The following is a 17,130-nucleotide window of genomic DNA, read 5'->3' on the forward strand; positions in this document are numbered from 1 at the left end:
TTGGGGTGTAAGGATTGGCTTATGTCTTATATACTGAATTTGTTCCCTAGGGTGTTGGAGCTTGGTTAAGTCCCTGAGCCGATAAATTTTATGTTAGGGTTTCTGTTCGTCTGCTATTGTGCAAGCTCGGCATGTACCGAGAAGCCTACGGCAAACCGCAGATTCCCGCCCTGAGACCTTATGGTTTCAGGACTGACACCGAGTGCCGCATACTTGGGGAACACCTTTCTTACCTTCTTTTATACTATCTGCTGTTGTGCTTTAAACCATTAATAATAATATGAGCCAAAAGTATTTAATACCATCGTAAATGTAAGTAGTTCTTCAAGTTAGATCATTTATCTTAAAAGAATCAGTTACTGTTAATTTTTAACTCTCAGCGCACCCAATACGATACAGACAACACCACCGACCATTCCAGCCCAAGCCTCAATGGGTGTATCACCACTAAAAGTTCGCGTAATTTGCGCACTTGCAGAGTCATAAACGTCATAACCCCAAAAAGCCAGTGCAGCTCCAATACAGATCAGCACAATACCAATTACTTTATTCATTTTAATTCCTATTAAAGCTAACAGAGGTAATCTCTAAAAATACGCTAAGATATTGATTTAAGCAAAAACTAAAAATAACCTTCACACCGCTATTTAAAAATTACTCATGGTATTTACGGATCACCGCAATCTTACCGTTTTCAATTTCCAGAACATCCATCAACGTTTGGGTGTATTCAATCAGTTGCTTGTTTTGCGGGTGCACACCTTTCGCGTGTTGCGTGTAACGAATCGCAATCGCGGTATTATTAAATATGAAAGTATCAAGTAACTTTGCTTCATATTCAGTGTGGGCACCTAGATAAAAAGTCATACCTTTGCGCATCATGGCCTTACCGTCAGGTGAACGAGAATCATCGCTTTGATAAGGTAGGTGTTGATTAGCAACATCGTCAGTGAGTAACGCTAAAAAAGCTTCTAGTTCTTTACTGCTAGCTTTAGGCGCCTGAGTTGCCGTCATGGTGGAAAAATATTGCTGGGCGAGTCCTTCTAGTTCGTTATTTTCGTCTTTTGCATGTAAGTTAAAAGTTGCGATAACAGCTAACAATAAAAAAGTAACGTATTTCATTATGCTCTCTTGCATTGTGTTTAATTATCACTCTATCAAAACAGCAACAAACTAAAATGTATAGTCTTTTTATAATAAATCACGCTTCGCCGGATGGTTTTATAAAATACTCTTATAAAATATCATCTAAAAGGCTGGCTTGTTCTGGACAATCTCAGTAAGCATGTAGCGAATCTTCTACAACTTAAGACCCATACCTTTTTAATTAAATTATTTTAATGTTCACCGGCACTTTCAATGCATAATAAAATTAACACACTCAATAACTTATTTAAATAAAAAGTCATTAGACTAACAACCAGCCTATAATTTACTTTAAAATAAATATAAAACTTAATGACCATTTAATATAAAAAAGTGATTGATTTAGGGAGAGGATAAATAATAGGGGTATTACGACTGCTAAGCAGCCGTAATAGAAATGCGTTGAAATAGATAGTAACGAGTTATAGGTGTGAAGAACTACCTGCTGATTCATTGAATGATAAACCTGATACAATGCCTTTAGCATTAAAACGGATTGTTACATTCTTTGTCTCATTTTGAGAACCACCGACATGGCCTGCGTATGGAATAAAGCCTACACCACCGCCTTGACCTTCGCTGTAGCTGTATGTCCATACAACTTCGTCATTACCTATATCATTAACGCCCATAGGGTCGCCAATCGCTTCTTTGACTTGCTCTTGAGTTGTTTCGCCTTTTTTGAAGCCTTTTACAACTTCCATATCAAAATCACGGCCTTGTGAGGTGCTATTACATGCGGCCAAAACAAACGCCATTGCAATTGTTAATAATATCTTTTTCATGTCATTCCTTAATAATTATCTTTTAAATTCCATTTCAACGCGATTAAGCGCGTTAATTATGAACAAAAAAAATAAAATATCAACCCCAAATGGAAACATATTAAAGATAAAAAATTAATCAGTAAAAATGTATAATAAAATAAAAAACAAATACTATAATTATAAATATTTCAATCCCACTTATGATTAGATATTACTTTCCAACCCACTATAGCAACCATTTTATACCATGATTTCATTTGGATAACTTACTCACTAGTAGAGCACAACAATCCACAACTAAAGTAAATTAATGCAACATCAGCAACAATAAATGTCATTATCATTATTTTATTTTTGTAAACTCCAATTTTTAATAATTATTTTATATTTTTTATTTCGTTAAAAAATACAGCTGTAGTAATAATAGGTTAATTCACTGGATAAAATAACCAATCACTTGCCATTGCTCAGCAGATTTTTTTAATGTCACGGTTTCAATCGACTGTGCTTTATTTTCAAAATCAGTTTGAAACTCTAAAATCACATAATCACCGTCGGGCAGTTGCGGTATTGAGGTTAACACTTGACGACTGATACCTTCGCGAGATGTAACAGCACCTAGCGGCGTACGAACTTGCTCTAACTTAGATACCCAAAGCGCTTGCGGTACATTTTTTTGAAAAAACGCCCCAGCCTGCTGCCAACTGTTTGCGTATTTACCACTATCAACAACTTCTAACCAGCTAGTCGCAGGGGCGATTTCTGTTGATACATCAACAACCCTTAGCGTCTGAGACCACGTTAATGTGCTTATAAATAAACATAAAACAACAATTATATTTTTCATGGTGAGTCCTTTTTTCTATCAAGTTATTTTGCCTCAAGCACAAAATCACTGTTCAACTTTGCCATAAATGATTTTCAAAAAACAATCTGCGCTGTCGAAGCATCGCTCACTATGTTCTGCTTAAAGCTGGCTTTTATTACAATATGTTGCCTTTTCAAAGTCACTGACATTCATTGCAATATTGTCGATATGTGGGAACATCTGAGTAAGTTTAGTCACTATCGCTTTTGATAATTCAGCTTTTTGCTCAGTCGTTCGCCCCTCCATTATATATCCAAAAACATGAATAAATTCGTGCTGTTTATTACCCACTAAATAACGATTATACGGGTTTACTCTGACTTTAATTTCATGCTCAGCGAACAAATCCGATGCGTTTGCAGTGTGATGAATTTGTTCATTAATGGTATCTTCATCATGATGAGTCAAGATACTCTGCGAGCAATCTATAATAAAGTGTGGCATTAAATAACTCCTTATTTATGCAGTCAATAAGTATTTAACTTACCTTTTTTTAAACTATAAAACACTGCTTAATAGTCAATTTTACTCTTGCTAACTTTGTCCTTGCTAACTCCTTCACATCTTACTTTTAACTTTACTCGTAGCCGCACTGGTGGCGGGGTTATCAGGCCAAAAGTGTTTTGGATAACGACCTTTCATTTCTTTTTGCACCTCCCGATAGCTGGTTTGCCAAAAGCCAGCAAGATCTTGTGTTAGTTGTAAAGGTCGTCTTGCTGGTGAGAGTAGTTCCATTAATAAGGGTAACTTGCCTTGCGCTAATATTGGCGTACTGGTCATGCCGTACACTTCTTGCATACGAACACTGAGTTTTGCAGGGCCGTCGAGTTGATATTCAATACGAATATTTGAGCCACTTGGAACTGACACTCTCAGCGGGAATAAATCATTTAACGCATTTTGTTGTTGCCAATTAAAACAACTTTGCAAGGCATTAAAGTAGTTAAACTTTTTCAATTGTTCGAGGGTTTTTATATCTTCCAGAAAAGCACCTAACCAAAGCTGTGCGTCATCGATTAAGCTTTGTTTAGTGATGACAGGAAATTGCTCCGGCACTAAATTACTGGCTAAACACATACGAATAAGTAACTGCTCACTGTTGCTTTGCTCATTAAATAATTCAAAGCCTTGTTTTTGAAATAAAGTTAACCACGCTTTCGCCCGCTCACTTTTATCAAGCGGATGTTTACTCGGTTGGCTAGTAACTGTAATTGCCCCTAGTTTGACTTCATCTTGATGAATAAAGCGCCCTGTTTTTTCGTCAAATTCACAGCGCGTTTGTGCAGTAAATAAATGTGTCAGTTCATCCTCAATCTCTGCAGGAGTAAACGCAACAGCTGCAAAAATACGACTGCCTTTTTGGCCTCCCATTGAAGCAATTGCAAGGTAGTCCTCGTTATGCCAATGCTCGTTGTTTAGCTCAGCACCTGCGCCATTGGCAAGCAAGTAACCATTGCCACGCTTTTTAGCTAATCGATCAGGAAAAGCAAACGCCACCAGCAAAGCCAAATAAGTGGTTTGTAGTTCGCGTACTTCAGTTAGCTTTAATCGCTTTAACCAAAATTTCAGTTGCTGTTTAAATACCGGATGTGGCCGAGCATGTTGGCTGTGTAATGCTAAGCTTAAATCTGCGGCATGGCTAATCCGACTCTCTAATAACGCAATTAAATACGCCGCTAATGTATAAATACCTGGCATCTGAGGTTCGAGTTGCTGCGCTTTAATTAGCATGTGCGCTAGGCGAATATCCGCGCCAAAACTTAGCATACGTGTACCGAGGGGGGTCAATTTATTGTTATTATCGAGCGCCTCTAACATTTGCAGTAATTTTGTTGCTTGCTGTATTTGTTGTGCTGTTGGACTATCTAACAAGCTTAGATCAGTTAACTCCGCGCCCCAGCATTTTGCCTCCAATAATAATTGGCTAATATCAGCACTTAAAATTTCTGGCGCATCATGGCTATTACGCCGCTCAAAGGTTTGTTTTGAACCAAGCCTATAAACTACTCCGGGCTCAATACGCCCTGCCCGCCCAGCTCGTTGAATTGCCGATGAGCGAGAAATGCTTTGTGTGGTGAGTTCAGTAACGCCAGTTTTTAAATTAAAACTAGCAGCGCGGCGCTTGCCACTATCAACCACAATACGAATACCTTCAATGGTTAAGCTAGTTTCGGCAACATTGGTGGTCAGCACCACTTTACGAGTACCTTTTGCTGCAGGGGCAATTGCAGCTTGTTGAGATGCTTTATCTTGTTCACCAAACAGAGTAACTACATGGCAATTTGCAGGCAAATCTGACAGCGCTTGTTGTACGCGGTTGATCTCATATTGACCGGGCAAAAAAACTAACGCACTGCCTGTTTGTTCAACTAAAGCTTGTTTGATAATACTGGCCATAGCGTCAAGCCAGCGGCTTTCATCTTTAATGGGTATGTAAATTTCATCGATGGGAAAGCTACGCCCATGGGAACTAATAATTGAACAATCAAAAAACTGCTGATAGCGTTCGCTATCAAGGGTTGCCGACATCAATAAAATCGTTAAATCATCACGCAGTGCAGCTTGAGATTCTAATGCAAACGCTAATGCGGTATCGGCCGCAATAGAGCGCTCATGAAATTCATCAAATATCAGTAGGTCAACGCCACTGAGCTCTGGGTCGTTTTGTAGCATACGCGTGAGCATGCCCTCAGTAACAATTTCAAGGCGGGTATTAACACTGACTTTGGTTTCCTGCCTGATACGTAAACCAACGCTTTGCCCTACGGTTTCGTTTTGGCACTGTGCTAAATAGTTGGCAATATTACGTGCAGCTAAGCGACGCGGCTCAAGCATGACAATGTGCTTAAAGTGCCCGTCGCGCATCAACTGCAATGGTAACCATGTTGACTTACCCGCACCCGGCGGCGCTTGCAGTAAGGTAATCGGATCACTTTGTAATGTAGTAACGAGTTGTTGATATATGTCTTGAACCGGCAGCACAGCTATTTATCCTAAATTGCTTTGTTAGCATTGTAACAAAAAACAATTGTGTGGCAGCGATTGATACTATTAATATTTAATACACATCGGCGTTTTGTGTTATCAAATTAAATATTATTGAAACAGTAAACCGACTGAGCGCAACTACCTTTATTTATGAAAGACTTAAAAAAACTTACAACAACATTTCAAAAAATAGAGCCGCGAGCTCATGCCTGCCAGTTACATCAGCCTTTTTATAAATAGCAGACGATTGATTACTAATGGTTTTTTCTGATTTATTTCGAATGCTAGCAATCTCTGATGTTGATAATCCCTTTACTAAAAATAGTGCAATCTCTTTTTCAGCAGCCGTTAATCCCCACTTTTGGAACTGCCCTTCAATTTCATTAAAAAATGCGACTTTAGAGTCTTCTAATTGCTGATTAAGAAGCCTTATATTTTCTTTCGAGACCTTTAACTGCGCCAAGTTTAACTTTTCATTAATAGTGCGCTTATGAATATCAATCACTAAATAAACGAACAATGCTAACGATAAAGCAATTAGCGTGATTTCTTGCCAAATATGCTTAGGTTCTATATTGCTTGAAATATCAGTTGATAAATCAATCAACTTAAAAATAACGATCATAATCAATGTGAATGAAATTAACTTATCTTTATGCATCATTTTTACCTAGCCATAAAAAAAGCCACAATAATGTGGCTTTATTTATTGTAATACGTTTCTTTACTTTAGCTCAGCTTCAGAAACAAGGATATATTTATTTTCCACCCATTGACCTTCAACTTCAATGGTACGACCCACGGCTAATGCCTCCATAAAAGTTATTAAATTTACATCTCGATCATTTAGCTCTAATTCTGCATTTTCCGATAACTGCACTTCGTAACCATTTAGCATAAAGCTCTTATTTGTTAAAAGTTGAGTAATGGTTCCTTCTAATTCAACATAGCCGACATGCTTATCATCGTTGCCATTGTCATCATCACCATCGTCACCTCGGTCTGCATCGCCTCCATCATCGTCGCTGCCATCATTATCATTGCGGCCAAGTTCAACCTTACCAAGAATAAATAAGTTATTAGTGTCGTATTGCCCTTCGACTTCAACACGATCTCCAACAATTAGTTGGCTTAAAAACGTTGCAAAAGAAACTAATGCATCATCTATGATGTATTTTGCATCAGTAACTAGCACTATTTCAGCACCGTTAACCGTAATTATATTGTTTGAAATTGCAGTTACTTGCCCTTTCATTTCCCATTCTTGTTGATATTCGTGTTGATCTTCTTTTTCAATTTTTAAAACACTAAGCAGTGGTGATGTTTGCAGGTAGGCAATTTCAACATAATCATTAATATTTAAAGTGGCAAAACTAAAATATTGCTCATCATCATCTTCAAAACGGCTAAATTCATTAATTACATATACCACAGCATTAACGGTGATGGTTTTGCTTTCACGGTCTATATCTTCAATAACGCCTTTTACTTTACCGTCTGATGAATAAGAAGACTGTTTAAATTCGATAGAAGTGACTAAATTGTTATTAACATAAACCTCAACAAACATACCCACAGTTAAATCATTCAGTGCAGCCCCTTCAATCTCAACATCATTTGCATAGTCAAATATTTGCCCATTAACCCCAATAGATGTTGCGCTTACTTGGGTAATTAACCCCTCTATTTGGTAACGTAATACGCTATCATCATCAATATCAAGTGACTCTTTAACGGTTCTAGCATCAACCTTATTGGCAACCATTACCCCGTCAACTAAATTGCCTTCAACTTTAACATAGGTATTGTTTGCTAATACGCCATCAATTACAGCCGAGCTATAATCAATAACAACGCCATTAATAGTAAACTGTAATGTTGCCTCGTCTAAATTAGATACAATCCCAGCAGTATATTCATGCCCATCATTACTTTCATCGGTGTCGGCTTCAATGTATGACGCTAAAAAAGTACCGTCTGCTTGCGGGTAGCCGCTTATCTCGACCCTTTGCCCAACACCAATCAGTGTCTCTGAAGTATCAATAAAGTGCGTTAAATCATTATAAAAAACAACTGTATTCGCAATCAGTATTTGACTATTGTTACGATCAATACTTTGAATTACACCTTCAACTTCAGTGTCGTATGCCACGTCTTGCGCAACCCATTCGTCTGAGTCATTTTGTTGCGCTGAAAAACTAATTTTCATACCAACACTAAGCGCGCTTAATTGAGTGTTTAAGCCATTTTTCCTAATATTACTCGTATCAGTATTATATTTAATACCATCAACATAAATACTCCCAAAGCCAGTGATCGTACCTTGTGTTACAACAAGCTTAGGAGAAATTGAAACGGGAGGGGTTATCGGATTAACAACTATAGAGTCTGGTTGTTCACTTTGATTAGAGCCACCGCAAGCGGTCAATATGGTAAGTGCGCTTAAAGTGAATATATGTTTACTCATTTTTTTCATACTAATAATCCTAGGGTTAATTGTATTTACTGAATACATACTTCAACAACACTATTGACCTAGCTATTGCTTTAGTAAATAGGTAATTTTACCTACGTTTTTAACATACTGTTTTTTATAAAAGAAAAAGCAAGCTAGGGGTATTAGGATTAAGGTAACCACAATAATGAATAAAAACATCTGCTGTTATATAATTAACAAAAAACTGAAAACATCGAGTTATGCATAGCCACTATTTAGAAAAAGGGAAGCCAAACTCAAAGTTCGAATAGGTTACTAATTATTCTCAGGCAACTTACATAAGTAATAATATGTAATAGACAACAACATTTGCCACCGGTAGCATTGGTATGTAGAATCAACTCAACGTTAACAAAATTGGTAGAGTCAAATGAAAATCGCATTAATGAACGAATTCAGTCAAGCGGCAAAAAACCCTACAGTACTTGAACAGCTTAACACTGTGGCTAATGCCCAAAATCACCAAGTATTTAATGTAGGTATGGATGGCGATAACGATCATCGATTAACCTATATTCACCTTGGGATCATTGCAAGCCTACTGCTCAACTCAAAAGCGGTAGACTTTGTAGTTACCGGTTGTGGTACTGGCCAAGGCGCGTTAATGGCGAGCAATGCATTTCCTGGTGTAACATGTGGCTACTGCATTGACCCATCTGATGCCTACCTGTTTGCGCAAATAAACAATGGCAATGCACTCGCTTTACCCTATGCCAAAGGCTTTGGCTGGGGCGCTGAGCTTAATATTAAATACATATTCGAAAAAGCATTTACCGGCGAAAAAGGCCAAGGGTATCCTGCAGAGCGTAAAGAATCTCAAGTAACAAATGCAGGTATTTTAAATCAACTAAAAGCAGATGTAGCTAAAGATTACTTAAGCGCACTTGAAGCCATTGATCCTGAGCTGATTAAACAAGCCATTGGCGGCCCACGTTTTCAAGAGTGTTTTTTCACACATTGCCAAGACGACGCAATTGCTGCATTTGTTAAAGCGCGTATTTAAATATATCCGGTATTCGTACTGACTCTAATTAATACGCACACGCCAATGTAATATATAAATTTCATTGGCTTTTTTATATGAAATAGTTAAAGGAAAATTCTAAAAAGTGAATTTCCCACACAAATATTAATAATCAATCCCTACTTTTCAAGGTCGTAATAATTACACACATTAACGTAATAATTAAACACACAATCTAATAGCTACCGAGAGAATAGATCGTAAAGCAATGATTTAAAATGAAATAAAATAAATATCTAGCATGGTATAGAGTTTGCTCTTTAATAACTGAACACGACAAGAAAATCACTTATCTATACAAGGAGTAAATTATGAATAGCGATCGTATTGAAGGTAATTGGAAAGAACTTAAAGGTAAAGCGCAACGTAAATGGGGCGACCTTACCAACGATGATTTAGATAAAATTGAAGGTAGTCGTAAAGAGCTTGTTGGTAAAATTCAACAAGCATACGGTAAATCGAAAGAGGAAGCTGAGCGCGAAGTTGATGAGTTTGAGAAAGGCCATTAACCTAAAGCATAGCAACTGCTTTTATGAAAAAACCGCCACTTGGCGGTTTTTTATCTATAGTAAGTTATTTACTATAAATTTGTCGGCGTCTACCAAGAAGAGAAAACGATAGCAATGCAATTAGATAATAGATGCCACCACCTGAGCTTGAACTAGACTCAGATGAAGGCGCACCTTGCTTACCTTCAACATTCACGGTGACAGTTTGAGTCGCAGAGCTAGCAAACTTATCTTTAGCGATATAGCTAAAAGTAATCGTATGACTTTCTTCTTCTGTTGGAGTTAATTTAAACAACCCAGTATCAGCTTCAAAGCTAAAACTCCCTGAATTAGGCTCAGTAACTAGCTCATATTCAATCGTATCATCGTCATTATCTAGTGCTGAAAAACGGCCATTTACTTCGCTATTATAAGACGTTTTATAGGTTGAATTTTGAGCTTGTGGAGTCGTATTTTTAAACTCGATAACTACATTATGTATTTTAGTTTCTATTAAAGAATCTCTGACTGTATAGCTTACTGACACTGGCTCAAGTGACTCCCCACTTGGCGAAAATGTAACACTCCCAGATGCAGCATCGATTAACTGAATCTGCCCATGCGCAGGCGTATTTTTAATATCAAATACCAGATTTTCTTCATCTTCATCTAGCCCCTCAAGGTTAAAATTAAGTGGCGTATTCCAATGTGTTTGCAGTGTCATGTTATTTGCAACCGGAGCCGTATTTGTCAAATCTAATGTTAAACTTGCTACAGCCGAACGCGCACGCCCTTTAACGGTGTAGTAGTTAAGCACATCAGTACCGGTTGTAACTCCAGAAGGAACATAAGTCAACAACCCCGCTTTCCTATCACTGAACTCTACTTTGCCTAAGGCTGGTCTTTGATCCAATACAACATAGTCAATATCATCAGCAACAGGTAAATCTATTTGAATACTTGATAACACGTGACCTGAATAGCTAATATTATCTGGTTTAGCTAAAGGTACAGCCGTTTGGTTAGAAAACACTTCTAATGACTTACCTGACAACAGTGTATAGTCAACATTATTGAACGTCGTACTTGCTAACCAACTAGCTTCGTTAGCTCTGTCGATCCTATATGAAATCGTATTATTATCTAAATCGTACTCACCAAATTGATCTGAACACGAATATTGCACAAATCCCGCTCTTACTGATACCAAGTTATTTAAAGTGCCTTGGCACACTTCAGCGATTAATGTTTCTTGACCGTTTAAAGCTACCTTATACAGCGACCCACTAGAGCTAGACGCTACTAAAGATTGTTCTCCGTTAGCAATAACATTAACTAAACCGTTAAAGCTTTGGCTTAGGGTAACCTTCATAATGGTATTGTTAGAATAATCATAACCAACTAGAGAACCATCCACTAAACTAACAATGTCGATATTGTCATTGTTAATAAAGCTTCCAGTTACTATTGAGCTCATTCCACGCCAAGAAAAACCCAAACTGGGCGATATTTTTAACACTTCCCCTGTTTGTCCATTTAAGACCTTGAAAAAATTCCCTTCACTGCCGGTATGTTCAGCACCATTGCCTACAATTATTTCTAGCTTGCCATCATTGTTGATATCAAACGCAGTTAACGCACTGACATAATCACCGCTACCAAGCTTTGTTTGAAATATCTCCTCACCACTATCAGGAGAAAAAACCTGAACATTTGCATCATATATTGCAGAACTACCAGAAATTATATAATTTTTACCGTCATTGAATAAATCAGCGGTAGTAATCAAAGTATTACTATCCCAGTCATTTTTCAGCTCAATATTTGTAAGAATTCTAGTTTTTGTTTTTGTATCAACAATATATAGAGAATTACTATCAGTTAGTGTGTAAAGTACATCTAAACTTCCATTATTATTGATATCAGCAAGCGCTAAAGATTTATTAGAATATTGCTTAATTTTTTTAGACCATTGCTTAGTTTTATCATCCACATTGTGGATCTGAAACTCATCTTCACCTGAAGATGAATAACCCGCTCCCCAAGCAATATCCTGTTTGCCGTCACCGTTAAAATCGTCAACGACAATACCTGACACACCATGTCCAGGATTTTTTATACTCCAAAACTCAATACCAGTTGTAAGTGAAAGCGCGTACAACTGACCCCACTGGCCGTCACCGTAAACTAAATCATCGATGCCGTCTTTATTGATGTCTGCAACAATAACTTTATCAATATCTTGGCCACTCTGAGCTGTCCACAAAACTTTTTCTGTACTTGGGCTCAACATCTCTATGCTTTTCCAACTCTGCCCATTAATTACTTCGTCTAAGCCATCGTTATTTATATCCACTGCTATCAGGTGTTCGCCACTAGCATTTAAATTAAGTTGTTTATGCAGCACAAACGTATCATTTTCAAACCGAAAAACCGCACCATCACTAAATAGGATTTCTTTAACGTTAGCTTGAGTAAATGATCCCAGAACAAATTTTTGCTGTGCATTTTTAAGTGCTGCTAACTCAGACAGATCAAGAGCATTGAGCACTAACAGCTCATTGTTTCTATAAACAATAATCTCATCTTTGCCATCATTATTTATATCAAAAGCATCGACTGAATCAGCATTATAATAATCAAAAGTTAGCTCCGTGCTTAGTTCAACCTTTTGAGTGACTAAATTAACCTTTTTTAAAAATTTGCCTTCTAATACATATAAATAATAGGTATCAGTCACATTATCCTTTAACAGTGCTGTATCTTGAATACTGCTGTCAAAATCATAACGAGCTGTTACCTGATACTCATCCTTCGTATATTCAATGATATTAAAGCTGCTCTGTTGGGCAGATATAATATGCATACTATTCAACCCTGTTAGCGCTGTAACATATAAGCCTTTTTGACCCATAGAGTTGTCTAATGAGAAATCACGAAATACACTTGTAAGTTCAATATTTTGGTTGTTAGTAGCAGTTTGAAAAGATGTATTATTTTTTGAAGGTGTAGATAATTTAGCTTTTGTAGTTAAGCTATCGAAGTGTGACTTATCAAAATTTATTTTTTGACCGTTAACTAAAACAGCATCACCATAGGTATTTTCTTGAGTATTTTGTAAATGTTCTGCATCAGTAGCATTTACTGAATAAGCACTCATCATGAGTAAAGTAAAGCAAGATAATTTAATCAATTCCCTAATCCTTTGTATTTTATTTTTAATTATAATGATCCATTAGCACCAGCATTATATAACCAAACATTTAAAAATAAAGAACCTATTAACAAAATCCAACAAAGGTTAACAAAGTTAAAGAGTGGCTAGCACCGAGTAATGCATAACCATAACTTCGCAAATTTAAAACCAAACTCAATGGCCAATAGGTAACGAACTATTCATATGTATCTTAAATCAACTAAAAGCAGATGTAGCTAAAGATTACTTAAGCGCACTTGAAGCCATTGACCCTGAGCTGATTAAACAAGCCATTGGCGGTGCTCGTTTTCAAGAGTGTTTTTTCACACATTGCCAAGACGATGCAATTGCGGCATTTGTTAAAGTGCGTATTTAATAAAATAGCGCCCTATATTTAAGGGAAGCACACTCCCCTTTTTTGCATCTAAGATAATTAACTTTTAACTTCCAGTGTTTATAATATCCTGAGACAAAATACGCTTATCGTCTTTGTATACTTCAAGCCAACCTGGTGGCGAGGTATCACAGCCGATCACTGTAACTTGTAATACATAGCTGTAACGGCCATTGTTAAATGTGTAGCTATGGTTACCACCGCTACCGTCAAACTTTATATCGCCATTAACTAAAACAATATCTGGTTTATCACTGAGTTTTTTATCAATACTCCACGATACATAGCGGAAGTTTCCATCCCCTAAGTCATCGATACGAATACGGAATTTAGCCGTTTGCCAATCTAAAATAGGCTCTGCAAAAGTATTAACACTTGGGTGCAGCGCTTGTTTATCAGCTGCTATTAAACGTTTCGCTAGCAACTGCTCTTTGGCTGTTTGGTAATTTATACCGATAATTTTACCGTCGGTATCAACCCAAACGATGCCACTATTTAGCATAATGCCGCGCCAGCCTATCTTATCCCAATCAGTATCGATATTTGAATTGGCAATCTGTGCAATCAGCTGCGGATCAAATACCTGCTCGAAACGTTCGACTAACTCAGCTTGATTATTAATAGCAGGCACTGGATAGCTGCGCTTTAACGGATAACTAACAAGCGCAGCTATCGCCGCATTATCATCTGCTTTAAACGCGGCAATAATCGCAGAAATGTTTTGATGATACTGCTGCTCAAGCGCAAACGTATTTGATGCGAAAAGTAGAGATAAGCACAGTAAAGAGAGATTTAGAAACTTCATGTGTAGCCCTTTAGTTAAGATATTGATTAATAAGGAGACGTAAAGAAACTAGGCGTTAGGTAAAAGTCAAAAACAATCCCCTTATATCTACAGTTATAATTACAGTTTTTAAGTCGTTGCGAATCATTATAAGTTTACGCCTAGATAAATTCATAATGCTATTTTAGTGACTTATCCCCTACCAACATGACTTAAATTGCATCATTGAATAACTCCACCAAACAAAGGTAATAAATCACCAGCTTATACAATTATTATTCATAAAAAAACGAGCCTAATTTGACTCGTTTTTACTTATCACTTACCGCTTAAAGCTGCCCTATTCCGGCTCATACCCCAAATTAGGCGACAGCCACCTTTCGGCCTCTTCCAGCGTCATGTTGGTACGTTTAGCGTAGTCTTCAACCTGATCCTTTTGTACTGCCGCTACGGCGTAGTATTTAGCCTCAGGGTGAGAGAAGTACCAGCCTGATACCGCTGCGCCGGGCCACATGGCGTATGAGCTGGTGAGCTGCATGCCAATGCGCTTTTCAGTGTCGAGTAGTTGCCAGATTTTCTTCTTCTCAGTGTGCTCTGGACACGCTGGGTAACCGGGTGCAGGGCGAATACCTTGATAGTTTTCACGAATAAGATCTTCATTCGCAAGGTTTTCGTCTGGGGCAAAACCCCAATATTCTTTACGCACTTGTTCGTGTAAGTACTCAGCAAAGGCTTCGGCGAGTCTATCTGCCACCGCTTTTACCATTATTTTGTTGTAGTCATCTTGCTGTGCATCGAACGCATCAGCTAAGTCGTCTTCTTCAAGACCGCCTGTTACAGCAAATGCACCAAAGTAATCAGGCGTGCCTTTCGGGGCGATATAATCAGCTAAGCAGTAGTTAGCAAAGTCGGTTTTTTCTGTTTGCTGACGTAAATGGCACGATGTGGTTAATAGTTCAGCGCGAGTTTCGTCTGTGTATATTTCAATATCGTCACCCACGCGATTAGCTGGGAATAAACCAATTACGCCAAGCGGTTGCAAACTGCCTGACTTTTCAAGATCGTCTAACATGTCGTTGGCGTCTTTAAATAAGCTTTGCGCCTGCTCGCCAACCACTTCATCAGTCATGATACGTGGGTATTTACCGGCGATTGACCAGGTCATAAAGTACGGCGTCCAGTCTATGTATTGTCGTAAAGTGGCTATCGAGACATTTTTAAACTCTGTCACGCCCAGCTTTTTCGGCACCGGTGGAGTGTAATTATCCCAATCAAGCTTGGCGGCGTTGTCGCGGGCACGTTGAATAGTAACCGGTTTTGAACGTGGTTTTTTGCGTGCTTGCTGCTCGCGTACTTTGACATATTCAGCGCTGGTTTTTGCTAAAAATTCAGCTTTATGCTCTTTCGACAATAAGTTAGAAACCACGCCTACAGCGCGACTGGCGTTATTTACATACACCACGCCTTTGTCATATTGTGGCTCGATTTTAACGGCAGTATGCGCTTTTGAGGTAGTCGCGCCACCAATCAATAGCGGTAGTTCAAAACCACGGCGCTTCATTTCTTTGGCAACATGCACCATTTCATCAAGCGATGGTGTAATCAGCCCTGATAAACCAATGATATCGGCTTTTTCATCAATCGCGGTTTGCAGTATTTTATCTGCAGGCACCATTACGCCTAAATCGATAACTTCATAGTTATTACATTGCAGTACTACGCCAACAATATTTTTACCAATATCATGTACGTCACCTTTAACGGTGGCCATCACGATTTTACCGTTAGTAGCCCCTTCTTCTTTTTCTGCTTCAATGTAAGGGTCTAGGTAGGCCACTGCGCGCTTCATCACTCGCGCTGATTTAACGACTTGCGGTAAGAACATTTTACCTGCGCCAAATAAATCGCCTACCACATTCATGCCGTCCATTAACGGCCCTTCAATCACATGAATAGGTTTATCGGCAGCAGCACGGCATTCTTCGGTGTCTTCATCTATAAAGGTAGTAATGCCTTTAACAAGAGCATGTTCAAGGCGCTTTTCGACCGGCCAAGTACGCCATTCTAAATCCTCTACGCGTTCGGCTTGTGCCATGCCTGAGTATTTAGGTGCCAACTCAACTAAACGTTCACCTGCACCTGGATCGGTATTTAAAATAACGTCTTCAACGGCTTTTCGCAGCTCCGCTGGAATATCATCATACACAGCGAGTTGCCCTGCATTAACAATTCCCATATCCATACCCGCTTGAATTGCGTGATATAAAAATACTGAGTGAATAGCCTCTCGCACGGGGTTATTCCCACGAAACGAGAACGATACATTCGACACCCCGCCCGACACTTTACAGTGTGGCAAGTTTTGCTTAATGCGACGTGTACCTTCAATAAATTCAACTGCGTAGTTGTCGTGCTCTTCAATACCGGTTGCTACCGCAAAGATGTTGGGATCGAAAATAATATCTTCTGGCGCAAAGCCAATTTCATCCACCAAAATGCGGTAACTACGCTGACAAATTTCAAACTTGCGATCGGCTGTATCTGCTTGGCCGTCGGTATCAAACGCCATAACCACTGCAGCGGCGCCAAAACGTTTAATAATTTTAGCTTGGCGAATAAATGGCTCTTCACCTTCTTTTAGCGAGATTGAGTTTACAATTGCCTTGCCTTGAATACACTTTAAGCCCGCTTCAATGACTTCCCACTTAGAAGAGTCGACCATAATTGGCACGCGAGAAATATCAGGCTCGGAGGCAATCAAATTTAAAAATTTCACCATGGCGGCTTTTGAGTCCAGCATGGCTTCATCCATGTTGATATCAATAACCTGTGCGCCGTTTTCTACTTGCTCGCGGGCAACATTAAGCGCACTCTCGTAATCTTCTTCCATGATCAAACGTTTGAACATGGCTGAGCCGGTCACATTGGTACGTTCGCCAACGTTGGTAAATACTGCTATTTTTTGTGTCATCTCGGCT

Annotated in this window: 14 protein-coding genes and 1 other RNA gene; 4 read left to right on the top strand and 11 right to left on the bottom strand. The window is 38.5% G+C overall.

Annotated features, from left to right (window positions below; translation table 11 throughout):
- The first annotated feature begins 40 nt into the window (after window positions 1-40).
- Window positions 41-224: non-coding RNA, 6S RNA (gene ssrS, locus PVK79_RS19120), on the top strand.
- Between the two features lie 138 nt (window positions 225-362).
- On the opposite strand, the gene PVK79_RS19125 is transcribed toward ssrS, so the two are convergent.
- The 8 genes from PVK79_RS19125 to PVK79_RS19160 form a co-directional block, all read right to left on the bottom strand.
- Window positions 363-554 carry a DUF3185 family protein gene (locus PVK79_RS19125; RefSeq protein WP_182734656.1) on the bottom strand — a complete coding sequence of 64 codons (192 nt, stop codon included), beginning with the start codon at window positions 552-554 and terminating at the stop codon, window positions 363-365.
- A gap of 100 nt (window positions 555-654) precedes the next feature.
- Window positions 655-1,122: a nuclear transport factor 2 family protein gene (locus tag PVK79_RS19130; protein WP_145241905.1), complete on the bottom strand. Its 468-nt coding sequence runs from the start codon at window positions 1,120-1,122 to the stop codon at window positions 655-657.
- Between the two features lie 446 nt (window positions 1,123-1,568).
- The gene (gene bamE, locus PVK79_RS19135; RefSeq protein WP_145241390.1) at window positions 1,569-1,931 is read right to left on the bottom strand and encodes an outer membrane protein assembly factor BamE domain-containing protein; all 363 of its coding nucleotides are present in this window, start codon (window positions 1,929-1,931) and stop codon (window positions 1,569-1,571) included.
- A gap of 415 nt (window positions 1,932-2,346) precedes the next feature.
- Window positions 2,347-2,760 carry a DUF4019 domain-containing protein gene (locus tag PVK79_RS19140; RefSeq protein ID WP_145241388.1) on the bottom strand — a complete coding sequence of 138 codons (414 nt, stop codon included), beginning with the start codon at window positions 2,758-2,760 and terminating at the stop codon, window positions 2,347-2,349.
- Between the two features lie 120 nt (window positions 2,761-2,880).
- Complete coding sequence (locus PVK79_RS19145; protein WP_182731460.1) at window positions 2,881-3,225, bottom strand: 5-carboxymethyl-2-hydroxymuconate Delta-isomerase; 345 nt, start codon at window positions 3,223-3,225, stop codon at window positions 2,881-2,883.
- Window positions 3,226-3,339: 114 nt separating this feature from the next.
- Complete coding sequence (hrpB, locus tag PVK79_RS19150) at window positions 3,340-5,763, bottom strand: ATP-dependent helicase HrpB (RefSeq protein ID WP_257324017.1); 2,424 nt, start codon at window positions 5,761-5,763, stop codon at window positions 3,340-3,342.
- A gap of 175 nt (window positions 5,764-5,938) precedes the next feature.
- Window positions 5,939-6,433: a helix-turn-helix transcriptional regulator gene (locus tag PVK79_RS19155; RefSeq protein WP_257324018.1), complete on the bottom strand. Its 495-nt coding sequence runs from the start codon at window positions 6,431-6,433 to the stop codon at window positions 5,939-5,941.
- Window positions 6,434-6,493: 60 nt separating this feature from the next.
- Entirely contained in the window at window positions 6,494-8,245 is a 1,752-nt protein-coding gene (locus tag PVK79_RS19160) for a DUF5666 domain-containing protein (protein WP_257324019.1), read from the bottom strand.
- Between the two features lie 391 nt (window positions 8,246-8,636).
- Between PVK79_RS19160 and PVK79_RS19165 the strand changes: the two genes are divergently transcribed.
- Entirely contained in the window at window positions 8,637-9,269 is a 633-nt protein-coding gene (locus PVK79_RS19165; protein ID WP_182731463.1) for an RpiB/LacA/LacB family sugar-phosphate isomerase, read from the top strand.
- A gap of 332 nt (window positions 9,270-9,601) precedes the next feature.
- On the top strand, window positions 9,602-9,799 hold the full coding sequence (locus tag PVK79_RS19170; RefSeq protein WP_145241378.1) for a CsbD family protein: 198 nt from the start codon (window positions 9,602-9,604) through the stop codon (window positions 9,797-9,799).
- Between the two features lie 64 nt (window positions 9,800-9,863).
- Here the strand turns inward: PVK79_RS19170 and PVK79_RS19175 are convergent, their stop codons facing one another.
- The gene (locus tag PVK79_RS19175) at window positions 9,864-12,971 is read right to left on the bottom strand and encodes an FG-GAP repeat domain-containing protein (protein WP_257324020.1); all 3,108 of its coding nucleotides are present in this window, start codon (window positions 12,969-12,971) and stop codon (window positions 9,864-9,866) included.
- 295 nt (window positions 12,972-13,266) lie between these two features.
- On the opposite strand from PVK79_RS19175, the gene PVK79_RS19180 reads away from it, so the two are divergent.
- Entirely contained in the window at window positions 13,267-13,350 is an 84-nt protein-coding gene (locus PVK79_RS19180; RefSeq protein WP_274804094.1) for a hypothetical protein, read from the top strand.
- A gap of 64 nt (window positions 13,351-13,414) precedes the next feature.
- Here the strand turns inward: PVK79_RS19180 and PVK79_RS19185 are convergent, their stop codons facing one another.
- Both PVK79_RS19185 and metH read right to left on the bottom strand, forming a co-directional pair.
- Window positions 13,415-14,173 (bottom strand): hypothetical protein, encoded by a 759-nt coding sequence (locus PVK79_RS19185; RefSeq protein ID WP_257324021.1) that lies wholly within the window; start codon window positions 14,171-14,173, stop codon window positions 13,415-13,417.
- Window positions 14,174-14,492: 319 nt separating this feature from the next.
- Window positions 14,493-17,123, bottom strand: a complete 2,631-nt coding sequence (gene metH, locus PVK79_RS19190) for a methionine synthase (protein ID WP_182719161.1) — start codon at window positions 17,121-17,123, stop codon at window positions 14,493-14,495.
- Window positions 17,124-17,130: the final 7 nt, after the last annotated feature.

It is taken from the genome of Pseudoalteromonas rhizosphaerae (assembly GCF_028885455.1).
In the GTDB taxonomy this organism is placed as follows: Bacteria; Pseudomonadota; Gammaproteobacteria; order Enterobacterales; family Alteromonadaceae; genus Pseudoalteromonas; species Pseudoalteromonas rhizosphaerae.